The sequence below is a fragment of the Limobrevibacterium gyesilva genome (assembly GCF_025989185.1).
Classification (GTDB): domain Bacteria; phylum Pseudomonadota; class Alphaproteobacteria; order Acetobacterales; family Acetobacteraceae; genus Limobrevibacterium; species Limobrevibacterium gyesilva.
The window spans coordinates 20,148-36,417 of the sequence record NZ_JAPDNT010000002.1; the positions used below are offsets into that span (position 1 = coordinate 20,148).

The 16,270-nt window shown below is 69.4% G+C and carries 14 protein-coding genes; 7 read left to right on the top strand and 7 right to left on the bottom strand.

Annotation, left to right across the window (positions count from 1 at the left end; genetic code table 11):
• The first annotated feature begins 64 nt into the window (after positions 1-64).
• A complete protein-coding gene (locus OL599_RS04110) occupies positions 65-1,633 on the top strand; it encodes an ABC transporter substrate-binding protein (RefSeq protein ID WP_264712365.1) in 1,569 nt (522 codons plus the stop codon).
• 133 nt (positions 1,634-1,766) lie between these two features.
• Positions 1,767-3,290 (top strand): efflux transporter outer membrane subunit, encoded by a 1,524-nt coding sequence (locus tag OL599_RS04115; protein ID WP_264712366.1) that lies wholly within the window; start codon positions 1,767-1,769, stop codon positions 3,288-3,290.
• Between the two features lie 11 nt (positions 3,291-3,301).
• Here the strand turns inward: OL599_RS04115 and OL599_RS04120 are convergent, their stop codons facing one another.
• Both OL599_RS04120 and OL599_RS04125 read right to left on the bottom strand, forming a co-directional pair.
• Positions 3,302-4,207: a hypothetical protein gene (locus OL599_RS04120; RefSeq protein ID WP_264712368.1), complete on the bottom strand. Its 906-nt coding sequence runs from the start codon at positions 4,205-4,207 to the stop codon at positions 3,302-3,304.
• 127 nt (positions 4,208-4,334) lie between these two features.
• Positions 4,335-6,722: a xanthine dehydrogenase family protein molybdopterin-binding subunit gene (locus tag OL599_RS04125; protein WP_264712370.1), complete on the bottom strand. Its 2,388-nt coding sequence runs from the start codon at positions 6,720-6,722 to the stop codon at positions 4,335-4,337.
• Between the two features lie 124 nt (positions 6,723-6,846).
• Here OL599_RS04125 and OL599_RS04130 point away from each other — a divergent pair, with 124 nt between their 5' ends.
• Positions 6,847-6,987, top strand: coding sequence for a hypothetical protein (locus tag OL599_RS04130; protein WP_264712371.1), 141 nt, complete (start codon positions 6,847-6,849; stop codon positions 6,985-6,987).
• A 207-nt stretch (positions 6,988-7,194) separates the two neighbouring features.
• The gene (locus OL599_RS04135; RefSeq protein WP_264712373.1) at positions 7,195-8,388 is read left to right on the top strand and encodes a glycosyltransferase family 61 protein; all 1,194 of its coding nucleotides are present in this window, start codon (positions 7,195-7,197) and stop codon (positions 8,386-8,388) included.
• Between the two features lie 8 nt (positions 8,389-8,396).
• Here OL599_RS04135 and OL599_RS04140 read toward each other — a convergent pair whose 3' ends face one another.
• The 4 genes from OL599_RS04140 to OL599_RS04155 all read right to left on the bottom strand — a co-directional run bounded on the left by OL599_RS04140 (position 8,397) and on the right by OL599_RS04155 (position 11,750).
• Complete coding sequence (locus OL599_RS04140; RefSeq protein WP_264712374.1) at positions 8,397-8,612, bottom strand: hypothetical protein; 216 nt, start codon at positions 8,610-8,612, stop codon at positions 8,397-8,399.
• 109 nt (positions 8,613-8,721) lie between these two features.
• Positions 8,722-9,882 (bottom strand): MFS transporter, encoded by a 1,161-nt coding sequence (locus OL599_RS04145; protein WP_264712375.1) that lies wholly within the window; start codon positions 9,880-9,882, stop codon positions 8,722-8,724.
• Positions 9,883-9,892: 10 nt separating this feature from the next.
• The gene (gene mepA / locus OL599_RS04150) at positions 9,893-10,726 is read right to left on the bottom strand and encodes a penicillin-insensitive murein endopeptidase (protein WP_264712376.1); all 834 of its coding nucleotides are present in this window, start codon (positions 10,724-10,726) and stop codon (positions 9,893-9,895) included.
• Positions 10,727-10,757: 31 nt separating this feature from the next.
• Complete coding sequence (locus OL599_RS04155; protein WP_264712377.1) at positions 10,758-11,750, bottom strand: glycosyltransferase family 2 protein; 993 nt, start codon at positions 11,748-11,750, stop codon at positions 10,758-10,760.
• Between the two features lie 273 nt (positions 11,751-12,023).
• On the opposite strand from OL599_RS04155, the gene OL599_RS04160 reads away from it, so the two are divergent.
• Positions 12,024-13,244: a glycosyltransferase family 2 protein gene (locus tag OL599_RS04160; protein ID WP_264712378.1), complete on the top strand. Its 1,221-nt coding sequence runs from the start codon at positions 12,024-12,026 to the stop codon at positions 13,242-13,244.
• A gap of 7 nt (positions 13,245-13,251) precedes the next feature.
• Here the strand turns inward: OL599_RS04160 and OL599_RS04165 are convergent, their stop codons facing one another.
• Complete coding sequence (locus OL599_RS04165) at positions 13,252-13,650, bottom strand: GtrA family protein (RefSeq protein ID WP_264712379.1); 399 nt, start codon at positions 13,648-13,650, stop codon at positions 13,252-13,254.
• A gap of 212 nt (positions 13,651-13,862) precedes the next feature.
• On the opposite strand from OL599_RS04165, the gene OL599_RS04170 reads away from it, so the two are divergent.
• Both OL599_RS04170 and OL599_RS04175 read left to right on the top strand, forming a co-directional pair.
• Positions 13,863-14,729, top strand: a complete 867-nt coding sequence (locus tag OL599_RS04170; RefSeq protein WP_264712380.1) for an NAD(P)-dependent oxidoreductase — start codon at positions 13,863-13,865, stop codon at positions 14,727-14,729.
• Positions 14,722-16,233: an aldehyde dehydrogenase family protein gene (locus tag OL599_RS04175; protein ID WP_264712381.1), complete on the top strand. Its 1,512-nt coding sequence runs from the start codon at positions 14,722-14,724 to the stop codon at positions 16,231-16,233. The genes OL599_RS04170 and OL599_RS04175 overlap by 8 nt, the downstream gene beginning before the upstream one ends.
• The last annotated feature ends 37 nt before the right edge of the window (positions 16,234-16,270 follow it).

The window sequence follows — 16,270 nt, forward strand, 5'->3', positions numbered from 1 at the left end:
CGGTGCGCAATTGGCAGGCGGCGGCGGCACGGATAGGCTCGCGGCGGCGCGGGGGGAATTGCGGATGCGGCGACGGACGTTTCTGGCGGGTGCGGCTGGCTCCTCTCTGGCCCGGCCAGCGCTGGCGCAAGGCTCGGCGCGAGTGCTGCGCTTCGCGCCGGAGGGCAATCTCGCGAACCCCGACCCGATCTGGACGACCACCACCATCGCCCGCAACCACGGGTTCATGATCTGGGACCAGCTCTATGGCCAGAACCGCAAGGGCGTGCCGTCGCCGCAGATGGCCAAGGGACACGAGCTGTCCGACGACAAGCTGACCTGGCGCTTCACCCTGCGCCGGGATCTGACCTTCCATGACAACGAGCCGGTGCTGGCGCGGGATTGCGTGCCGTCGATCCTGCGCTGGGCGAAGCGCCGCGGCCTCGGCCAGAAGATGCTGTCGCAACTCGACGAGATCCGCGCGCTGGACGACCGCCGGTTCGAGATCCGGCTGAAGAAGCCCTATCCGCTGATGTTGACCGCGTTGGGCACCGACACCTGCTTCATCATGCCCGAGCGCATCGCGCGCACCGACCCGTTCACCCAGATCAGCGAGTATGTCGGCAGCGGGCCGTACCGGTTCCTGCGCGACGAGTGGGTGGCCGGGTCGCGGGCGGCCTACGGCCGGTTCGACAAATACGTTCCCATCGAGCGCCCGCCCGAATTCACCAGCGGCGGCAAGGTCGCGAATTTCGACCGCGTGGAATGGATCGTCATGCCCGATCCGGCCACCGCTTCGGCGGCGCTGCAGCGCGGCGAGATCGACTGGTGGCAGAACCCGCTGGTGGACCTGCTGCCGGCCCTGCGCGCGGCGCCCGGCGTGCAGGTGATGCTGAACGACACGGTCGGCGTGGTGGCGATGATCGCCTTCAACCACCTGCACCCGCCCTTCGACAACCGCAAGCTGCTGCGCGCGCTGCTGCCGGCGGTGGACCAGGACGAGTTCATGCAGGCGGCGATGGGCGGCGATTCCGACCTGGTCCGCACCGGCGTGGGCGTGTTCACCCCCGGCCTGTCGATGGCCAATGACGCCGGGCTGGAGGTGCTGACCGGGCCGCGCGACGGGGAGCTGGCCAGGCAGCTGGTGCGCGAGAGCGGCTATGCGGGCGAAAGGGTCGTGCTGATGTCGCCGTCCGACTATCCCACCATCCAGGCGCTGGTACAGGTGACGCGCGACCTGTTCCAGCGGGTGGGGCTGAACGTCGACTATGTCAGCATGGACTGGGGCACCCTGGTGCAGCGCCGCACCAGCAAGGAGCCGGCGGAGAAGGGCGGCTGGAACGCGTTCTGCACGACCTACGAGGGCCTGTCCGTCGCCACCCCGGCCAGCCATTTCCCGATTCGCGGCAACGGCAGGAACGGCTGGTTCGGCTGGCCCGAGAGCCCGCGCATCGAGGCGCTGCGCGATGCCTGGTTCGACGCCCCGGACGTCGCCGCGCAGCGCAAGGTCTGCGAGGACATCCAGCGCGCGGTGTGGGAGGAAGTGCCGTATATTCCGGTCGGACAATGGTTCAATCCGACCGCGATGCGCAGCAATATCCAGGACGTGGTGAAGGCGCCGTATCCGATCTTCTGGGGCGTGAAGAAAGCCTGACCGACTGCCGCACGGCGCCGGCGCAATCCCTGCGCCGGGCGCATGTCCGCTGGGCAGGCGCGCAGTCGCGTCCTGCGTTGACCGGAAGTGCCCGGCGCGTAGGCTGGCGGCATGCGATCGAGGAGCGTCCGGCGTGCCCCGTAAACGTGCCCTGCTGGGCATCGCCATTTGCCTGCTGGTGACCGGCTGCACTGTCGGGCCGGATTTCGAGCGCCCCGCGCCCTGGTGGTCTCCTGCGTCCTGGGGCACGGAGCCGTCGGCGGCGAAGCTCAGCCAGGCCGTGCCCGAACCGGTCGACCCGCAATGGTGGAAGCTGCTCGACGACCCGCTGCTGACGTCGCTGGAAACACGGCTCGCGGGCGCGAACCTAGATATGCGCCTGGCCACCATCCGGCTCGCGGAAGCCCGTGCCCAGCTTGGGGTGGTGGAGTCCGCGCGCTTTCCCTCGATCAACGGCAATGCCAGCTACACCCGCCAGCAACAGAGCCGCGAGGGCGTGCTGGCGCTGCAATCGTCCAATCCCGGGCCGACACCCGGCACGAACGCCAATGGCCAGAGCGGACAGGGCGGGGTGCCCAACAGCCGGCTGACCCAGCCGTTCGACCTGTTCCAGTACGGCTTCGATGCCAGCTGGGAGCTGGATTTCTGGGGACGCGTCGCGCGCGGTGTGGAATCCGCAGGCGCCCAGGTGACCGCCTCCGCCGAGACGCGCCGCGACACGCTGGTGACCGCCAGCGCCGAGCTCGCGCGCGCCTACATCCAGTTGCGCGGCACCCAGCGCAAGCTCGACATCACCCGGCAGAATCTCGCGACCGCGCGCCAGAGCCTGCGCCTGACGCAGGAGCGGGCGGCCGGCGGCGTCACCACGGACCTCGACGTCGCCAACGCCGCGGCCGAGGTGGAGGCGACGGCAGCCCTGTTGCCGGCGCTGGAGGCGCAGCAGGCGCAACTGGTGAATGCCATCTCGTTCCTGCTGGGCGAGCAGCCGCGCGCGCTGGAGGTGCAACTCGCCGCCCCGCGCGCCATTCCGGCCGTGCCGCCGCGCGTGCCGGTGGGTGTGCCCAGCGAGCTCGCGCGCCGGCGTCCGGACATCCGCCAGGCCGAGGCGCAACTGCACAGCGCCACCGCCGACGTGGGCGTGGCGGTGGCCGACTTCTATCCGCGCTTCATGCTGTCGGGCAGCGGCGCGATCCAGGGCCTGCAGTTCCACAACCTCGCGGATTGGCAGGCGCACACCTATGCCTTCGGCCCGAGCGTGACGCTGCCGATCTTCGAGGGCGGGCGGCTGACCCGCACGCTGGAGTTCCGCAAGGCGCAGCAACAGGAAGCGGCGGTGACCTACCAGCGCACGCTGCTGGCCGCGCTGCATGACGTGGACAACGCGCTGACCGCCTACGGCACCGAGCAGCGCCGCCGCGCGCGGCTGGAGGCGGTGGTGACGCAGACGACCCGGGCGCTGGCGCTGGCGCGGATGCGCTACGAGCAGGGGGTGGCCGACTTCCTGCAGGTGCTGATCGCCCAGCGCAACCAGCTGACGGCGGAACAGGACCTGGCCGACAGCACCGCCGCCGTCTCGACCAACCTCGTGCAGCTGTACAAGGCGCTGGGCGGCGGCTGGGAGACCGAGTTGCCGGAGCAGGCCCAGGCGAAGCTGTGAGACCGCCGCCGCTATGCCCTGGTCTGCGCCGCCATTGATTTGGACTCGCCAGGGGCGGGACCGGTGCCGCGAAGCTGGACGAAGCGCTGGAGCGTGTCGAACCAGAACGGAGCGCCGAACAGGGCGGCCGATGCGGTGATGGCCCAGCCGAGCGGCAGCAGCAACCAGCCGACGCCTTCGGCATATATCTGCGGCCATCCGAACGGAAAGCTGGCCGACCACGACTTCATCATGGCCTGGTAGTCCTCGGGGCGGGCAGGCGCCGCGATGGCCGTGGCAAGCTTGGGGTCCGCCCAGAGCGCCTTGGCGATATGAACCGCGTCGATGTTCAGCAGCACCGCCATCGCCAGGGCGATACAGAAGCCCCAGATCTGGGTCTTGCGCTTGTACACGCCGCTCAGCCGGTCCATCGAGGAATTGAACCAGCTGGCCACTGCAGCCTGGAACGCCTTCTCGTCGTTTCCGGCCGCGTCGTAGAGACTTGCCAGATAGGTCCGGATCTGGTCATCGGGAAGTTGGGCGATCGCGTCGCGCAGGCTGGGCTGCGGTGCCGCGCCCTTGTCCGGAGCACCCGCCTGGGATTGGCGCACCCCCTCGGCCTTCACGGCGTCGATCAACGCCGCCGCGAAATGAAGCGGCTCGACATAGGAAGGCTTCGTGGCCGGTGCGCCGGATGCCGCCCCGCCTGCAGCGGCGCCCGGCGAGAAGGGATTGACCGCGGCGTGATTGAGGACGTCGTTGACGAGGGCGCCAAGGTTGCGGTCATTCAGCATCTTGCGGATGCCATCGACCAGGTTGTTCGCGCGCCACGCCATCGCCGACGACACGGCTTCCACCACCGAACTGACAATCAGGCTGAAGCACCCGAAGGTCAGCGTCATCCCGATAAAGAAATTGAGCAGGCTGTTGATCTGCATGGTCCGGCTCATCCCTTGCGGTTCGATCGAACTCACGAATGAACTTCGATCGTAACCACAAACGATCGCGCCGGGAGACACCCAAGATCGTGAGCGGCCGGGCGTGGGCGCGCCCGGCCGGCTCGGGTCAGGCGGCCTTCGCCCGCGCCGCCTGGATCGCCCGCCACACCTTCTGCGGCGTCGCCGGCATGTCGATATGGGTGATGCCGAACTCCGCCAGCGCATCGACCACGGCGTTCATCACCGCCGGCAGCGAGCCGGCGCAGCCGGCCTCGCCGCAGCCCTTGGCGCCCAGCTCGTTGGTGCGGGCCGGCACCGGGTGGCTCTCGAACACGAAATCCGGCGCCTGGTCGGCCCGCGGCAGGGCGTAGTCCATGTAGCTGCCAGTCAGGAACTGGCCGTCCTCGTCATAGGCCACCGCCTCGGTCAGCGCCTGGCCGATGCCCTGGACGACGCCGCCATGCGCCTGGCCCGCCACCAGCATCGGGTTCACCAGCGTGCCGAAGTCATTGACCATGTGATATTTCACCATGTCGATCTCGCCGGTCTCCGGGTCCACCTCCACCTCGGCGATGTGGCAGCCATTGGGGAACGCGCTGGGCACGCCGGGGAACACCAGGGCGGCATCGAGCGTGGCCGGCACGTCGTCGGGCAGGGTCATGCCCTCGCGCAGCTTCGCCGCCAGCTCCATGATGCCGATGCCGCGGTCGGTGCCGGCGATGCTGAAGCGGCCGCCATTGCCGCCATGCGCCGCGAACTCGATGTCCGCCACCGCGGCCTCCAGCACATAGGCCGCGATCTTGCGCCCCTTTTCGATCACGTCGTTGCCGGCGGCGATGATGGCGCCGCCGCTGTTCATGATCGAGCGTGAGCCGCCGGTGCCACCACCGGCCAGCAACTCGTCGGAATCGCCCTGGACCAGATTGATCTTCTCGAACGGCACCCCGAGCTTGTCGACCAGCACCTGGGCGAACGGCGTGGCATGGCCCTGGCCGTAATCCAGCGTGCCGGTGATGATGGTGACGGTGCCGTCGGCCTCGAAACGGATGCCGCCCATCTCGTTGTTGGCCGGCGCCGTGACCTCCAGGTAATGGCCGATGCCGCGGCCACGCAGCTTGCCACGCCGGCGGCTGTCGGCACGGCGGGCGGCGTAGCCGTCCCAGTCGGCGCTGGCCAGCGCCTTGTCGAGAACGGTCGGGAAATCGCCGCTGTCGTATTCCATGGTGGACGGCGCCTTGTACGGCATCAGCTCCGGTGCGATGTGGTTGCGCCGGCGCAGTTCCACCGTGTCGATGCCCATTTCGCGCGCGGCCGTATCGACCAGCCGCTCCATGTAGTAGTTGCCCTCCGGCCGCCCGGCGCCGCGATAGGCGCCGACCGGGGTGGTGTTGGTGAACATGCATTTCACCGCGACCGAGATCGCCGGGGTGCGGTAGACGCCGATGATGTTCTTCACGACGTTCATCGTCGGCGGCAGCGTGGTCGAGTTGGACAGATAGGCGCCGACATTGCCATAGCCGGTGACGCGCAGGGCCAGGAAATGCCCGTCCTTGTCCAGCGCGAGCTCGGCGGTGTGGTCGTGGTCGCGCCCATGGCTGTCGGAGAGGAAGCTCTCGCTGCGCTCGTCGGTCCATTTCACCGGGCGGCCGAGCTGGCGGGCGGCATGCAGGGCGCAGATATACTCGGGGTAGCAGGACGCCTTCATGCCGAACGAGCCGCCGACATTGCCGGTGAGCACGCGCATCTTCTCGGGCGGCACGTCCATCACGCCGCGCACGGCGTTGCGCAGCCCGAATGTTCCCTGGCAGCCCACGCGCAGGATGTAGCGGCCGTCGGCATCGTACTCGGCGATCGCCGAGCGCGGCTCCATGGCGCAAACGACGACGCGGCTGTTGCGGATGCGCAGCCTGGTCACATGCGCGGCCCGGGCAAACGCGGCATCCACCAGCGCCGCGTCGCCGAACTTCCAGTCGAGCACGACGTTGTCGGGCGCCTCGGCGTGCAGCACCACGTCGCCCTTGGCCGCCGCGGCAGCCTCGGTCACGGCGGGCAGGGCGTCGATATCGGCGAACACGGCTTCCGCCGCGTCCTTCGCCTGCTTGGCGGTCTCCGCCACCACCATGGCGATGGGGTCGCCGACATAGCGCACCTTGTCCTCGGCCAGCGCCCATTGCGCGGGCTTGGGCACCGGGCGGCCATCGTGGTTCTGGCCGCTGACATTGGCGGGCATCGTCTTGATGCCGGCCGCCTTCAGGTCGGCCACGGTATAGATGCCGAGCACGCCGGGCATCGCCTTCGCCTCGGCGGTGTCGAGGCCACGCAGCACGCCATGCGCCACGCGGCTGCGGACCATGACGGCATAGGCCTGGCCCGGCAGGTTCAGGTCGTCGGTATACCGGCCCTCGCCGCGCAGCAGCACCGGGTCTTCCTTGCGCGAAACCGGCTGGCCGACGGCGAAGCGGCCGGGCTGCAGGAACTCCGGCGCGTGGCGCGTGGGATCGACGGGTGCGTTCATGGGGCCGTTCCTTGCTCTGTCGAGGCTGTGCAGCGGCGAGTGCCCGCAGCGGTGGGTGGGTATGCAATGCTGCCCTTAAAGTGCCGCCGGGCGCGTGATGGCGCAACCGGGCAGGGGGTTGATTATGACCGATCATGATTATGGCCGTGAAGCACGTGAGGCCCGGTCCACGCGCTGCCTGGCCGATGCCGTCGCGCCCCTCGGCGAAAGCTGGCGTTTCATCATCGTCTTCGCGGCCGGAGGTTCGGATGAACCGATCGCCTGATGACGCGGCTGGCGGAAGTGGTCCAGGACCGGACACGGGCATGGCCCGCGCGGTTGCAGGGGGTGCCCTGTTATGCTTCTTGGTGCCCGTGGAGGGGTACACCAGGACGTGATGTTCCCTGAGCGTGCAAGGCGCGAATGCCTCGAACGGCGGCGCGGCCCTCTATGACTGACCGTATCGCTTCAGCATCCAAGTCGAGGATTTGACGTGTCGGCGACCACTGACGGCAAGCTGTTTTCCTACCTTCATCCGCTCAGCCTTCCGAGGATTGACCGGCCGGCCGTCATCAACGGCGTGCTGCATGGCATCTGTGTTGAAGCACCGGGCGTGAACAGGAGCTACCAACGGCAGGCCCCGATTTTCCACGACGACCCGGACGGTGCGGGGCTGTTTCCGCGTGGCGTCGCCTCGATGCCGGTGAGATATCCGCCGGCATTCATCGCATCCATCCGTGACGCCACTCTCGTCGGTTACAGAACGATACTGACGGAGGAGGGCCATTTCTTCAATGACGATGCCCCGGTCGATCAGGCAGCCGTCGATCGATATCTCGCGAAGATGGCGCAGTTGGACAAGTTCCCGAATGAGGATACCGGACTTCGGATCGAGGGCGATCAAGGCGCATTTCGATTGGAGCGGACAGGACGGCCCGATCGCCATATCGAGGGGACAACGATCGTTCTTTGTTCCACGGAGCCGGCCAACTATGGCTCGTTTCTTTTTCGCATTCTGCCAAAGCTCGCCGCGTTGCAAGAAGCCGATCTGGACGCGAAGGTGATGGTCTACGCCAATGCTGCAACCTATCGGCAGCTGCTGTCCCTTGCCGGAATCCCGCAGAGCCGGCTGCTGCTGCACGATACGCGCATCGTCTACAAGCTGGATCACGCTGTCGTGCCGTCGCTGCGGAATCCGACTGCATTCCTGGACGAGGCGTCGGTGGCATTCTACGCAGGCCTGCGCAAGCGGTTCGGCAGCGAGCGGGGTACGCGGAGGATCTACGTCTCGCGGCTTGGCGTCAGCAAGACCGGACGGGTGATGCTGAATGAAGCGGAAGTGGAAGCGAAGCTTGAGGCACTGGGCTTCGAGATCGTGCGGCCGCAGCATCTGACTGCGGAAGAGCAGATCAAGGCCTTCTCATCGGCGCAGTTCGTCATCGGCCCGTCGGGTGCGGCCATGTTCAACGCCGTGTTCTGCCACCCCGGCACGACGCTGATCGACATCGAATCCGAGCCGCATTGGATCCATGCCCATGCGTGCCTTTTCACGTCATGCGGGCTGCGGTGGGGCCTTTTCGAAGGCAAGGTCGTGGATCCCAGCCCCGATCTGGTTCACAAGCAGTTCCACGTGAACGCGAGTGCCCTTGCCGAGCGGGCTCAAAAGCTCCTCAGCGAGATGGAATGATCGCCGGATCAGCTTCGAAATCCTGATCGCGTGGACTGTTCCGGCGCCACCCATGCGGCTGTGCCGAGATGGCGTAGCGTCGTCATGGCCGGCAGTTGCAGCCACACCGCCAGCAGGATCGCCAGCCCTGCGCGGTCGCGCAGCAGCGTCGGGTCGCCGGGCGTAGAATGCCGGTTTTCGGCATCTGCACACCCGGGCGGCGGAACCCGTTGCGTTTTGCTCACGGAGCGAGGGTGCGTCGGGGTGATGAAGAAACCCTTAGCACAGGCGAGGAACGCCGCGTGTTCGGCCCCCGAAGGGCGCCATCAGGGGGCAGACGTCAGATCCGGGACATCAGGCCGGCGCCGTGTGCCAGAACGACAAGGCCAGCCCCAGCACCGCCGCCAGCAGTGGCACCAGCAGGCCCACCACGCCGGCCCATCCGGCCAGATGCCACAGCAACCCCGGCACCACCCCGCCCAGCGCGCCGCCGATGTAATAGGTGGTGACGTACAGTCCGACAGCCGTCGACTTCGCCCGCGGAACCGAGGCGGCGATGAACCCCAGGGACAGCGCCTGCACCACGAACAGCCCGCCGGCCAGCCCCGCAAGCCCGGCGATCACCAGCGGCAGCGACGGCGCCAGCGTCAGCAGCAGGCCGGCGGACGCGAGCGACACCACAATGGCCATGGTACGGCGCCGGCCGATCCGCACCGCCAGCCGGGTTGCGGCCGACGTGGTGACCATGCCCAACAGGTACACGGTGAAGACCAGGCCGAGCTGCGCCGGCGCCAGCCCGAACGGCGGGGCGGCGAGGTAGAAGTTCACGTAGGTGAAGGTTGCCACCATCGAGAACAGCATGCCGAACCCCACGCCGCAGGTCGCCAGCAGGCGCGGGTTGGTGAGGTGTTCGCGATAGGTCCGCAACGTGCCGCGGACGCCGCCGCCGACCGCGTGGAAGTTCCGCTCGCGAGGCAGCAGGGCGGCGACCGCGACGGCGGCGAGCACGGTGACGGCGCCGATCACCACGAAGGCCATGCGCCAGCCGCCAAGATCGGCAGCGACGCCAGCGACGAAGCGGCCGGCGAAGCCGCCGAAGATCGTGCCCTGGGCGTAGCTGCCGGCGGCACGGATCCCCGATCCTCCCGGGCATTCGTCGCCGATATAGGCGACCGTCACCGCGAAGATGAACGGGAGCATCAGCCCCTGCACGAAGCGCAGCGCCACCATCGCGTCCAGGCTGCCGGCGCCGGCGATCAGCAGCGTGGGCACGGCGAGGCCGAAGCAGGCCGCGACGATCAGCCGCTTGCGCCCCAGCCGGTCGGAGATGGTCCCCACGAAGGGCGCCACCAGCGCCACCGCCAGCAGCGGCGCGGTGATGGTCAGGCCGGTGCGCGGCAGCGGGACCGCGAAGCTGTCCGCCAGCGCCGGCAGGATCGCCTGCGGCGTGTAGAGGTTGAGGAAAGTGCACAGCCCCGCGATCGCAACGGCGGCCGCGCGCGCATCCGGCCTCATTGTGCCGCGTTCACGGCGCGGGAGCGGACAGGATGGTGGCGCAGGCAGCCGGCAGCGGTGGAGGCGCGGCCGGCTTTGCCGGGGCGGGCTTCGGCGGCTGATCGAGCTGGTCGAACCACCATTGCAGCGTCGCGTCGCAGCCGTCGCCGGGTGGCGGCGGCGGCGCCTGGACGCAGGCGGGCTGATCGTCCGGGCAGCGGAAGCGGATATGCATGTGGCTGGCATGGCCCCACCACGGCCGGATCAGGCGCAGCCAGGCGCGGTCGCCGCCAAGGGAAGCGAGGCTCTCCTGGCAGAGCTGCTTCTTGATCGCGGGGTTGACGAGGATGCGGTCCACATGCGGCAGGCCGGCGGCCAGGCGCAGCAGCGTGATGTGCGTGGGCCGCCAGGTCGCCGGGTCGACCGCACGCCCGTCTGGACGCACCAGGCTCGCCGGCTCGAGCGCCTCGCGCTCGGCGGGCGGCAGCACCGGATGCGGCGGGATCATGTCCAGCCACACATCGGCGTCGATGCCCATCTGGTGACTGAAATGCCCGCCGCGCAGCGGGCCGCCGCGCGGGCCGGAGATGTCGCCGGCATAGATGTCCGGCAGGCCGGACTCCTGGGCGCGGCGGCCGAGGAGCTGCAGCGCCGCGATGGTGTCGGGATGGCCCCAGAACGCGCTGCGCGAAAGCCGGATGGTCTGCAGTCCCGGCTGCGTGTCCGGCAGGCGGACGGCGCCGGCGATGCAGCCGGCGCCCTGGCTGCCGATGACGCGCACCGGGCCGGGCGCCGGCGTGTCGGGTGGGGCGCCGGCCCCGCAGAGCAGCAGCGGCAGGACAACAGCCAGGACGCGCAAGGACATGGACGCTGTTGGACCGGAACGCGCGCCTGCGTCAATCCGGAGTGGCTTCGAGCCCGTCGGCGGCGAATGCGGGGATCGCCAGGTAGGACATCCGCTTCAGCTCCTTGCGGCCGCGCGCCACGGATTCAAGGATCAAGCCCACCGAGAAGGACAGGAACGACAGCAGCACGAGGCCGGTGGCCAGCAGCGCGGTCGGCAGGCGGGGCACCAGCCCGGTCTGCAGGAACTCCATCACGATCGGCAGGCCCAACCCGGTGGCCAGCAGCAGCAGCACGACGCCGGAAAGGCCGAAGAACTGCAGCGGCCGCTGATCCTTCACCAGCATGGCGATGGTGCGCAGGATGCGCAGCCCGTCGGCGTAGGTGCGCAGCTTCGAGGCCGATCCGGCCGGGCGAACCCCGTAGGCCGTGGCCACTTCGCCCACGGGCATCTGCAGCTCGAGCGCGTGGACGGTGAACTCCGTCTCGGTCTCAAAGCCCGCGGCCAGCGCCGGGAAGGATTTCACGAAACGGCGGCTGAAGACGCGATATCCCGAGAGCATGTCGGAGACCCGGTTGCCGAAGACGAACTGCACCAGGCCGGTCAATACGCGGTTGCCCAGGCGGTGGCCGGTCCGGTAGGCGTCGCCGAGGTCGGTCTGGCGCCGTCCGGTCACCATGTCCAGGCCCTGTTCGGCCAGCAACCGGACCATGTCGCGGGCTGCGGCAGCGTCGTAGGTGTCGTCGCCGTCGACGAGGACGTAGATATCGGCCTCGACATCGGCGAAGGCGCGGCGGATGACGTTGCCCTTGCCTTGCAGGCGCTCGTGGCGCGTGACGGCACCGGCCGCCCGCGCCGCCGCGATGGTGCCGTCCGTGGAGTTGTTGTCGTAGACGTAGACGGTGGCGCACGGCAGTGCCGCGCGGAAATCCGCGACGACCTTGCCGATCGTGACCGCCTCGTTCCAGCAAGGGATCAATACCGCGATGCGGGGGCTGGGCCGGCGCGGCGTATCGGTGAGGCTGAGAGGGACAGACAGGTCCATGTGGAACGCCGGCTCGTGTCGGGAAGGCCGCAGCGCCGGAGCGGGGCTCGGGGGCGTAAACATTGCGTGGGCGTCGATCCGATTACGGTATCGTTAGGCTAGCGTAGTGTGATGCCTCACGCCAGATTTTCCGGGATCGTCCGCAACCGTCGTATGCTCGCCGCCGGCAATATCGAATCGGAGGCCGGGACGTGGCAGGCCGGATGACGGCGCGTAGGTTTGAAGCGGCGATGGGGCGGCCCCGCGGTTTCGCGGTTCGGGCCGGGCATGCCCATGCGCACTGAAACGCTCCCGTCCTGCCCGGATGTGGCGCCGGCGATGCACGACGAGGCGGCAACGCTGGAACTGACGATCCTGATGCCCTGCCTGAACGAAGCGGAGACGCTGGCGCGCTGCATCGTGAAGGCGCAGGCCTATCTCGCGCGCAGCGGCGTGGCCGGCGAGGTGGTCATCGCCGACAACGGCAGCACCGACGGATCGCAGGCGATCGCTGAGGCACATGGCGCGCGGGTCGTGCCGGTGGCGGCGCGCGGCTACGGCAGCGCGCTGATCGGCGGCATCCGCGCGGCGCGGGGCCGCTACGTCATCATGGGCGACAGCGACGACAGCTACGATTTCAATGCCTTGGAGCCCTTCGTTGAGGAGTTGCGTCAGGGCGCCGAGCTGGTGATGGGCAACCGCTTCAAGGGCGGCATCATGCCCGGAGCGATGCCGAAGCTGCACCGCTACCTCGGCAACCCCGTGCTGACCGCGATCGGGCGCCTGTTCTTCCGCAGCCCTTGCGGCGACTTCCATTGCGGCCTGCGGGGCTTCAGCCGCGACGCCATCCTGCGCCTGGACCTGCAGGCGCCGGGAATGGAGTTCGCCAGCGAGATGGTCGTGAAGGCAACCATCCAGCGCCTGCGCATCGCCGAGGTCGCGACGATCCTGCACCCGGATGGCCGCAGCCGCCCGCCGCATCTGCGCAGCTGGCGCGACGGATGGCGGCATTTGCGCTTCCTGCTGCTGTTCAGCCCGCGCTGGCTGTTCCTGTATCCCGGCTTCATCCTGTTCGCCGGCGGGCTGGGGGGCATGGCCTGGCTGCTGCCGCAGGCCCGGGCGATCGGCGGCGTCACCCTCGACATCCACTCCCTGCTGTACGCGGCAGTGGCCACCGTGGTCGGCCTGCAGTCGGTGCTGTTCTGGGTGTTCACCAAGATCTACGGGACCCGCGAGGGCATGCTGCTGGAGGACGAGAATTTCAACCGGAGGCTCCGGCGGCTGAGCCTGGAGCGTGGGCTGGTCGCCGGCGGGCTGCTGCTGGTGCTGGGCGTGGTGCTCGGGGCCGTTGCCCTGGGCACATGGGGCAGCGTCGGCTACGGCTCGCTGCACCCGGAAGCGACGATGCGGCTGATCATTCCCTCGGCGACGGCGATTCTCCTGGGATTCCAGCTCATCTACGGCTGTTTCTTCATCAGCGTGCTGGAGATCCGCTCGTCGCGGAGCGGCGGATAGGCGGCGCCTACCGGAACACCACCGTGCGGGAGAGGTGGAAGTTCAGGAACATCCCCATGGCGACGCCGGCAAGGATGGCCAGCACGGGGTGCTCGATGCAGACCGGGCTGAACGTGACCAAAGCGAAATAGGTGCCGCGGTTGAGCACGAAGCCGATGGCGTTGGCGCTGAGGAACAAGGCCCATTGCCGGTGCACAGGCCCGCTGCCGCGGCCACGGAACGTCCACAGCCGGTTCAGGCCCCAGGTGGTGGTCGCCGCGACGAGATAGGAGGCGAGGCCCGCCGCATACAGGCCCAGCGACCCCTTGAGGGCATAGACCACGGCGGTATCGACCAGGAATCCGATGAAGCCGACGGTTCCGAAGCGCAGGAACTGCTGCAGCAGCGCCACCCGGGACGGCGTCATGACTCGCAAAAGGATCGCCTGCATGCTCCGCCGCTCATACCCTCGGCCGCCGGGAAAGGGAAGTTGCGACTGATCATCGGCATGTGAGGCCCGGCGCGGGCGCGCATGCGCCGGTTTGGGCCGTTCGCGCCCTGAGGCACGCGCCTTGCTTGCCGCTGGCGGGCGCGGCTGCCATCGTTCGCGCAGAAACAAGAAAGGGCGGGGTGTCGGTGGTGGCGGTAGCGATTATCGGCCTGGGCAATATGGGGCTGGGCATGGCGGCGACGCTGGTGCGGTCGGGCCTGGTGCCGGTGGGCTTCGACCTGGCGCCGAAGCGCCGGGCGCTCGCTGCCGAAGCCGGGGCGGGTGTGGCGGCCGCCCTGGCGGACGCGATGGCGGGAAGCGACGTTGTGGTGCTGTCCCTGCCGCATGGCCGTGCCGTGGCCGCCGCCGTGGAGGCCTTCGTCGCCGTCGCGCCGACCGATGCCGTGCTGGTCGACACCTCGACGCTGGCGGTGGCGGAGACGCGGGCCTTCGCCGCCCGGGTGGCGGCGAGTGGGCGGGCCTTCCTGGATGCGCCGGTCTCCGGCGGCCCCGCGGGGGCGGCTTCGGGCCAGCTCACGGCGATGGTCGGCGGCGACGCGGCGGTGCTGGCGCGGGTACGCCCGGTGCTGGAGCGGCTGGCGGCGCGTATCGTGCATGTCGGCGGCGCCGGGGCGGGGCAGGTGGCGAAGCTTGCCAACAACATGCTGGTCGCCACGCATCTGGTGGCTGCGGCCGAGGCGATGCGGATGGCCGAGGCGGCCGGGGTGCCGGCGCAGGCGGTGCTCGACGTGGTCAACGCGGCCTCCGGACGGTCCGCCGCGACCGAGGTGAACCTGCCGCGCTGGATCCTGTCCGGCAGCTTCGACAGCGGTTTTGCGGCCGGGCTGATGCGCAAGGATGTCGGGCTCGCGCTGGACCTCGCGCGCGATGGCGGGGTCGCCGTGCCGGTGCTGGCGCGCGCCGCGGAGACCTGGCTGGCCCGCAGCGGCGCGGTCGGAGCGGATGCGGATTTCAACCGTGTGCCCGCCTGGGTGATGGAGGGTGGCGATGGCTGATGTGAAGCAGGCCGGTGAGGTGATCGCGGCCGCGTTTCCGACCGGCATCGGCAGTTGGATCGGCGCCGCACTCGTCGCCGGCGAAGGCGACCCGGTGGCGTTGATCGACCCCGCGACCGGGCAGGAGGTGGCGCGCTACGCCGATGCCGGTCCACGCCTGGCCGAGGCCGCCGCGCGGGGCGCGGTGACCGGCCAGGCCGCCTGGCTGGCGCTGCCCCCCGCCGAGCGTGGCCGGCGCATGTGGGGCTGGGCGCAGGCGGTGCGGGGTGCCGCCGGGCGGTTGGCGGAACTGGAGGCCGCCAACGCCGGCAAGCCGCTGCGCGATGCGCAGGCGGAGGCAGGCGCGGTCGCCGCCATGATCGAGTACTACGCAGGCTGGTGCGACAAGCAGGAAGGGCGGGTCATTCCGGTGCCGTCCGGCCATCTGACCTATGTGCGCCAGGAACCGTACGGGGTGGTGCTGGCGATCACGCCGTGGAACGCGCCAATGTTCACCGGCGGCTGGAACGTTGCCCCGGCGCTGGCCGCCGGCAATGCCGTGATCCTGAAGCCCAGCGAGTTCACGCCGCTGACCAGCATCCTGCTGGCGCAACTGGCGAGCGAGGCCGGGATGCCGGAAGGCGTGCTGCAGGCGGTCGTGGGGCTTGGGACCACGACCGGCGCGGCCCTGATCGCGCAGGAGCATGTGCGCAAGGTGGCATTCGTCGGCAGCCCGGCATCCGGCGCCGCGATCGCGCGCGCCTGCGCGGAACGGATCAAGCCCTGCATGCTGGAGCTGGGCGGCAAGTCGGCCAACATCGTGTTCGCCGATGCCGACCTGGAACTCGCCGTGCGCGGCGCCCAGGCCGCGATCTTCGCCGGTTGCGGGCAGAGCTGCGTGGCCGGCTCGCGGCTGCTGGTGCAACGGCGCGTCTACGACCGTTTCGTGGCCGATGTCGCGGCGGGGGCGGCGCGCATTCGCCCCGGCCTGCCGCTGCAGCCGGAGACCGAGCTGGGGCCGGTCGCCACGTCCCGGCAGTTCGCGCATATCCAGCGCCTGGTGGCGCAGGGCGTGGCCGACGGCGCCGGGCGCATCAGCGCGCCGACGCCCGAGGGGCTGCCGCAGGGCGGCTACTGGATGATGCCGACGATCCTCGATCGGCTCCCGGTCGGAAGTGCCGCGGCGCAGGAGGAAATCTTCGGACCGGTCGTCGGCGTCCTGCCGTTCGACGACGAGGACGACGCCGTGCAGCTGGCCAATGCCACGCGGTACGGCCTCGCCGGCGCGGTGTGGACGCGCGATGTCGGCCGCGCCCATCGCGTCGCCGCCGCGGTGCGGGCCGGGACGTTCTGGATCAACGGCTATCGCACCATCCATGTCTCGGTGCCGTTCGGCGGCTTCCATGCGTCGGGATACGGGCGCAGCTCCGGCGTCGAGGCGCTGGCCGAATACGCACAATCCAAGGCGGTATGGGTGGAAACGGGCGTGCATCCGTCCGTTCCGTTCGGCTACGCTCCCCGGTGAACCTGGATCGACGTGCCTCATGTCCCGCCGGATGGAG